This is a genomic window from Candidatus Cloacimonas sp. (assembly GCA_039680785.1).
Lineage (GTDB): Bacteria > Cloacimonadota > Cloacimonadia > Cloacimonadales > Cloacimonadaceae > Cloacimonas.
Genome location: JBDKSF010000111.1, coordinates 1 through 1,858, shown reverse-complemented (window position 1 = coordinate 1,858; position 1,858 = coordinate 1). Strand labels below are relative to the sequence as shown.

The 1,858-nt window shown below is 41.7% G+C and carries 1 protein-coding gene; it reads left to right on the top strand.

The window, feature by feature from the left end; translation table 11 throughout:
* Nucleotides 1–1,858 (top strand): PDZ domain-containing protein (locus ABFC98_07950; GenBank protein MEN6445960.1); only part of this gene is annotated, 1,858 nt, incomplete at both ends.

The window sequence follows — 1,858 nt, the reverse complement described above, 5'->3', positions numbered from 1 at the left end:
GGCATATTATTATCTGGGATAGTAAAGAAAATCAATTGCATATAGTAAGTAAACCTGTGTTAAATGATACCGCTCCTGTTTTTGATCCGGAAGGAAAGTATCTCTATTTTGTGTCGGTGCGCAATTTAAATCCTTTACCAGATGGCATTCAGTTTGATTTCATCTATCCCAATTCCTATAAACCCTATTTAATTCCGTTGAAAAAAGAGCTGCGTTCTCCTTTTATTCAGGAACCGAAACCCTTTGAAGCAAAACCGGAAATCCCTAAAAAAGATGAGAAAAAAGAAGAGAAAGAACCCAAAGACGAAATTAAACCTGTAGAAATTGATTTTGACGGGATCTGTGACCGCGTAATAGAATTTCCTGTTTCGTCCGGAATTTATGGTGGTTTGAGTGCAATCAAAGACCGCTTGTTTTATGTGAATATGCCTCTGGAAAACAGAGCGGATGATGAAAACAAGTTTGATTTGATGTGCTACGATTTGAACAAACTGGAGAGCTGGACTTATGCCAAAGATATTACAGGTTATCATATCTGCCAGGATGGCTCTGCTATTTTAATTCGCCAAAAGGATAAACTCCGGATTATTTCTACTAAACTTGAGCCCAAAGCTGACTTACCAGCAGACACAACACCCGGAAAAAAGAGCGGATATATTGATTTGAACCGTTTTTCTGTGGAAATTGTGCCTATTGCAGAATGGCAACAGATGTTTAAAGAGGCCTGGCGTTTACAGACACAACAATATTGGGTGGAAGATATGGCAGGAATTAACTGGCAAAAGGTTTTTGACCTCTATTATCCCTTAGTTGAGCGCTGTGCCTGCAGAAGTGATTTTTCCGATTTGATGTGGGAAGTGCAAGGCGAATTGGGCACCAGCCACTGTTACGAATTTGGTGGGGACTATCGTCCAAGCCCAAATTATAGAATTGGTAAATTGGGCATTGATTATCGCTATAATGCTCGCAAAAAGGGCTATGAAATAATCCGTATTTTAAAAGGAGACCATTGGCTAAGCGAAAACCGTTCGCCTTTTATGAACCCGGGTATTAATGTTTCCGAGGGTTGGATAATTAAAGCCGTAAATGGAATTCCCGTAAATAAAACTACCCCTCCGGAAAGATTAACTTTAAATTTAGCGGGACAACAAGTGCAGCTAAGTGTTACCAGCCCCGATGGTAAAGAAGAAAAAGTGGTAACCCTGCCTACGATGAAAGATGAAACTCAAGCTCGTTATCGGGATTGGGTAGAAAGTAATCGTGAATATGTCCATAATGCCTCTAAAGGCAAACTTGGCTATCTGCATCTTCCGGATATGCAAAAAGATGGTTTGATAGAATTCCATCGCTATTTCCTGGCAGAAGTGGATCACGAAGGACTGGTTATTGATGTCCGTAGCAATGGAGGAGGCAGCGTTTCCGGATTATTGCTGCAAAAACTGGCACGCAAAAGAATCGGCTATGATAAAACCCGTTGGTGGGGTGCCAATCCTTATATGGATAATGCTCCCATGGGTCCTATGGTTTGTATTACGGATGAACATGCCGGTAGCGATGGCGATATTTTCTCCCACAGTTTCAAACTTTTGGGCTTGGGAAAACTGATTGGTAAAAGAACCTGGGGGGGAGTAATCGGAATTTGGCCCAGGCATTGGCTGGTGGATGGAACAATTACAACTCAACCGGAATTCAGTTTTTGGTTCAAAGATGTCGGTTGGGGTGTGGAAAATTACGGAACCGATCCCGATATTGAAGTGGATATTATGCCTCAGGATTATGTTCAGGGAAAAGACCCGCAACTGGATGTTGCCATCAAAACCTGCCTGGCAGAAATAAAGAAAAATCCTCCGCTGAAACC